The 5,249-nt window shown below is 38.3% G+C and carries 7 protein-coding genes; all 7 read left to right on the forward strand.

Annotated elements, in window-relative coordinates; genetic code table 11:
* A partial coding sequence (locus AC1DRF_RS16115) for a transporter substrate-binding domain-containing protein (RefSeq protein ID WP_477741135.1) occupies positions 1-198 on the forward strand: 198 nt, incomplete at its 5' end.
* 74 nt (positions 199-272) lie between these two features.
* Positions 273-971: an amino acid ABC transporter permease gene (locus AC1DRF_RS16120; RefSeq protein WP_016763882.1), complete on the forward strand. Its 699-nt coding sequence runs from the start codon at positions 273-275 to the stop codon at positions 969-971.
* A 27-nt stretch (positions 972-998) separates the two neighbouring features.
* A complete protein-coding gene (locus AC1DRF_RS16125) occupies positions 999-1,709 on the forward strand; it encodes an amino acid ABC transporter permease (RefSeq protein WP_043982092.1) in 711 nt (236 codons plus the stop codon).
* Positions 1,706-2,479, forward strand: a complete 774-nt coding sequence (locus AC1DRF_RS16130; protein ID WP_025752086.1) for an amino acid ABC transporter ATP-binding protein — start codon at positions 1,706-1,708, stop codon at positions 2,477-2,479. The genes AC1DRF_RS16125 and AC1DRF_RS16130 overlap by 4 nt, the downstream gene beginning before the upstream one ends.
* A 165-nt stretch (positions 2,480-2,644) precedes the next feature.
* Entirely contained in the window at positions 2,645-3,367 is a 723-nt protein-coding gene (locus AC1DRF_RS16135; RefSeq protein ID WP_043982631.1) for a riboflavin kinase, read from the forward strand.
* 1 nt (position 3,368) lies between these two features.
* Positions 3,369-4,691 (forward strand): LLM class flavin-dependent oxidoreductase, encoded by a 1,323-nt coding sequence (locus AC1DRF_RS16140; RefSeq protein ID WP_477741136.1) that lies wholly within the window; start codon positions 3,369-3,371, stop codon positions 4,689-4,691.
* A 168-nt stretch (positions 4,692-4,859) separates the two neighbouring features.
* On the forward strand, positions 4,860-5,249 hold a 390-nt coding region (locus AC1DRF_RS16145), incomplete at its 3' end, for a hypothetical protein (RefSeq protein WP_477741137.1).

Genomic DNA, 5,249 nt, shown 5'->3' on the forward strand with positions numbered 1-5,249 from the left:
CAAGCGGACGCAGAGCAAAAAGTTGTAGGGCCTGCTATTTCAAATTCAAAAGTATATTTTATGCTTCGCAAAGATGAAACAGGTTTACAAAAAGATGTGGATAAAGCGCTAAAAGAAATAAAAGAAGACGGAACATTGACAAAATTAAGTAAAAAATGGCTGGGAGAAGATTATACAAAAGCAGCTGGAAATAACTAAAGCACTTACTGTGACCCAAGCCTTGAACTTGGGTCCTTTCGCTACCTGTAGAGGGAAACAAAGGAGAGAAAAAGATGGGAAAAGCATTTGATATAGAGCTGATTTTCACCTCTATTCCTCAATTATTATCTTATTTGCATATTACAATTTGGATTTTGATTGCTTCACTTGTGATTGGCAGTACCTTGGGATTGTTTATTGCCCTGCCTCGTATTTATAAAGTACCGGTGTTAAGCCAAATAGCAGCAGTTTATATTTCTTTTATGAGGGGAACCCCTATTTTAATTCAATTATTTTTAGTTTTTTACGGGATACCTGCCCTTTTACAATTGATTCATATTGACGTTTCAAGAATGGCTCCGCTTGTATTTGTTATTATCACGTATTCACTGAGCACGGCGGCGTCTTTTTCTGAAATGATGCGCGGTGCCATTAATAGTGTAGATAAAGGGCAAACCGAAGCAGCTTATAGTATAGGAATGAGCGGAAAACAAACGTTCACTCGAATTGTGCTGCCGCAAGCTCTCGTTGTAGCCTTTCCTAACTTTGGAAATCTTGTGATTGGGTCCTTAAAAGATACATCTTTAGCCTTTACCATTGGTGTGATGGATATGATGGGAAGAGGAGATACCATTATCGCTGCAACGGCTCATGCAGTGGAGGTATATATCGCACTTGCCATTATTTATTATTTGGTGGCGATTATATTAGAGAAATTTTTTGTGAAATCAGAACAGAAGCTGCAAAAACATGATCAGCCTGTTCATGTATAAAACGAGCTTACTAAAAGAGGTGTAAACATGATTATTGATGTACCATTTATATGGACAGCATTTGTAGAAATTTTAAAGGCATTACCTTTAACGCTCCTTATTACCACCGGTCCGTTACTAGGCGGGGTGATTATTGGTATTGCTGTTGCGGCTGTGAGAATCAATTCAGTAAAAATAATAACGCCAATTGCCAACGTATACGTGTCATTTTTCCGAGGAACGCCTGCTATTCTTCATATTATGGTTATTTACCTAGGGTTCCCGTTATTTATTAATAAAGTATCGAGTTACTGTGGATGGGGCTTCAATGCAAACAGCATTCCTATTGTCGTATTTGTATTAATCGCTTTGTCTTTTACAGCGGGAGCTTATATGTCAGAGATTATTCGCTCTGGTTTGTTAGCTGTAGAAAAAGGACAAATTGAGGCCGCGTATGCCATTGGGATGAATCGTTTTCAATCAATGAAACGAATTGTTTTTCCACAGGCGTTTGCTTTGTCTTTACCGAATTTATGTAATATTTTCATCGGCTTTTTGCATACGTCTTCTATCGCATTCATCGTCTCGCAAAAAGAGCTAAACGGTGCTGCTAATATCGTAGCTTCCAATAATCTCAAGTTTTTAGAAGCCTATATTGCTGCTGCTCTTATTTATTGGATGCTGACGATGTTAATAGAGGGGATAACAGCGCTGCTTGAACGAAAATTAACGGTTTATAATCGAGGAGGAGTTGTATGATTGCATTAACAAATATAAAAAAAACATTTGGTGATAATACAGTATTGGACGGTATTGATTTAATTGTTAAAAAAGGCGACGTTGTGACCATTTTAGGACCGAGTGGTTCTGGAAAGACTACGTTTTTACGCTGCATTAATTTCTTAGAAAAAGCAGATGAAGGAGAAGTTTCGATTGATCAATTTACGGTTCAGTGCCAAAAGCCAAACCGCAAAGACATTTTAACTCTTCGACAAAAAACAACGATGGTTTTTCAGCAATACAATTTGTTCAAACATAAAACCGTTATTGAAAATATTATGGAGGGGCTAGTTATTGTTCAAAAGCTGCCAAAGGAAGAAGCGAAACAACGCAGTTTAGACGTCCTTGAAAAAGTGGGGCTTGCTGAAAAAGCAAATGCTTATCCAAGTCAGTTATCAGGAGGTCAACAGCAGCGAGTGGGCATTGCTAGAGCGCTTGCTTTAAATCCTGAAGTCATTTTATTTGATGAGCCGACGTCTGCTTTGGACCCTGAACTGGTGGGTGAAGTACTGTCTGTTATTCGTAAAATTGCTGAAGAAGGAATTACAATGATCATTGTTACGCACGAAATGAGTTTTGCCCGTGAAGTTTCTAATCACGTGGTATTTATGGACGGAGGAAAGATTGTCGAACAAGGTCATCCTGAAGACATATTTTTAAATCCAAAAGAAGATCGAACAAAGCAATTTTTCAAGCGTATTAACCCAACGCATTCTCCTTACTCTTATATTTATGAAAAAACAATCTAATATTTTAATCGAAAACCAACTTGACTCATAGGAATAATAAGTATATGATGAAATCATCAAATTAAACAAACCGACTAGATCACTAGAGGTTCTTTGCACAATGTGTGACATTGTGCAAAGAACCTTTTATTTTTTACTAGACTTAAGGGAAGAAGGGTGAACGTAGTGAATAGAGGAGCATTAAAAGCTAAAACAAGTAAAAAACTTATTATAAAAGGGCAGGTTGTACCTGGAAGGCAGCAAGGAAGACACTTAGGGTTTCCAACAGCTAATATAGATACTCAGCATGAGGAATTAAAAAATGGCGTGTATGGTGTCCTCGTTCATCTGCGGGGACTTGAACATATAGGAGTTATGAATGTAGGAGTTAAGCCGACATTTGGATCGGAACTATCTAAAACATTTGAGGTTCATATTCTGGATTTTAACGACGTTATTTATGGAGAGACAGTTCAATGCGACGTGATCTTTCGGGTGAGAGGAGAGAAAAAATTCCCTTCTATTGAATTTTTAAAGCATCAAATTAAAGCTGATACGCTACAAGCAAAGGAAAGATTTCAACATATGGGCTATGTATCTAGTGAAGCTACAGCTTCCAAGCTAGGGCAAGCGAGATATTTAAATCTGCCTGATCTCCAGTTTTTTAATTGGTGCCACAGTCAATTCAGAGTCAATAAAGGGATTTACAATACAATTGATCAATGGTTTTATGACGAAGGAATTGAAAATATTCATCCTAGAAGAGTTCACGTTATCGCTTTTTTGCAATTTGCACAAGAAGGAAATGGAAGAAAGACAGAAAAAGAAGGAGTCCTTCGCTTTGGAGCAGGCGGTTTAACCAATCAATTACGAGAATTTATGAATGGGTATGAAAAAGGAGAATGGTAATATGACACATCAAAGACAATTAAAGCTAGGGGCTATTATTCATGGAGTCGGAGGTAATATGGGGGCGTGGAGACATTCTGAAATTTTGTCAGATGCCAGCGTTAATTTCGGTTTTTACAAGCAGCAGGCTCAAAAAGCGGAAGAAGGAAAATTTGATTTAGTGTTCATTGCCGATGGGTTATATATCAATGAAAAATCGCTTCCGCATTTTTTGAATCGTTTTGAACCTCTTACTATTCTATCAGCACTTGCTTCTGTCACTTCTCATATTGGTTTAGTCGGCACTCTATCGACTTYGTATAGCGAGCCGTTTACGGTGGCTAGACAATTCGCTTCACTTGATCATATTAGCAGCGGCCGAGCGGGATGGAATGTTGTAACATCTCCATTAGAAGGATCTGCGCTTAACTATGGAAAAGAGCACCCCACTCATGACAAACGCTATAGAATAGCTGAAGAGTTTCTAGAAGTAACAAAGGGATTATGGGATTCTTGGGAAGATGATGCATTTATTCGAAATAAAGAAACCGGACAATWTTTTGAGGAGAAAAAGCTGCACCGATTGCATCATAAAGGCGAATTTTTCTCTGTAGAAGGTCCGTTAAACATTGGGCGCTCAGCTCAGGGGCAGCCCGTAGTGTTTCAAGCAGGATCTTCTGAAAGCGGAAAAGATTTAGCAGCAAAAACGGCTGACGCAGTGTTTACGGGACAAGACAATTTAGAAGAAGCAAAAGCTTTTTACCAAGATGTAAAATTGAGAGCTGCAGCGCAAGGACGCAATGAAAACGAACTTTTAATTTTTCCGGGAATTGGTCCTATAATTGGTAGTACAAACGAAGAAGCCGAAAGAAAATATGAAGAACTTTCTCAATTGGTGACAATTGAACATGCGCTAAACTACTTAGGACGCTTTTTCGATCATTTTGATTTTTCACAGTTTCCATTAGATGATGCATTTCCTGACTTGGGGGATATAGGGAATAATAGTTTCCGCAGTACAACCGACAAAATTAAAGAAAACGCCAAAAAATATAAGTGGACACTGCGAGAAGCAGCGCTGCGAATTGCTACACCTAAAACACAATTTATTGGGACGCCAGAGCATATCGCTAATTTGATGGAACAGTGGTTCGAAGAAAAAGGAGCTGACGGCTTTATTATTCATTCAAGCGTTCCGCATGGCTTAGATGACTTTGTTGAACATGTTGTACCGATACTGCAAGAAAGAGGCCTGTATCGTACAGAATACGAAGGGAGTACGTTAAGAAGTAACTTGCAGTTGAATGTTCCTAAAAATCGCTACACACAGGTAAAAGTTAACTGAAGTGGATTCAAAGAGACTCGAAGGAGTCTCTTTTTTAATATTTTTAATATTAAAAATATGGTAAAATTCTTTTTGTAGGTTATTCGTTTCAGTTCATAAGGCCTAAAGGGTTTTGAATACCCGGAAAGGAGTCAAATGGAAAAAAGACATAAAAGTAAGAAGAAGCGTATGATCATTTCGGTATCTTTATCCGTTTTTTTAGTCGGGGGAGGAGCGACAGGATGGATATTGTACCAAAACGGAAAAATTCCTTTTTTATCACAGCAAAGTATAAAGGCAAGTGCCATTAAAGTGGATCAACAAAAAGTTGATAAGCTGGAAAGCAGCGATCAGCAGGCAAAAGACTTTATTGCTGAACATCATGACGTACTAAATGATTTGACGGGGTGGAGTGCCATTGAGCATCCAGACTGGCCTGCCGTACAAGAAGAAGCCACAGCCATTAATAATACGATTGGCACGATTGAAGTAAAAGATTCTGTTTTAAAGAAAGACTTTCAGCATATGGAGAAGCTCGCTGGACAGCTAGAGCAGAMGAAAGATCAAGCACTGTTAAAA

This window comes from Priestia sp. P5_B4 (genome assembly GCF_056400385.1).

Coding starts and splice junctions, on each gene's coding strand:
- AC1DRF_RS16120 (WP_016763882.1), top strand. CDS start 273: ATGGGAAAAGCATTTGATATAGAGCTGATTTTCACCTCTATTCCTCAA.
- AC1DRF_RS16125 (WP_043982092.1), top strand. CDS start 999: ATGATTATTGATGTACCATTTATATGGACAGCATTTGTAGAAATTTTA.
- AC1DRF_RS16130 (WP_025752086.1), top strand. CDS start 1,706: ATGATTGCATTAACAAATATAAAAAAAACATTTGGTGATAATACAGTA.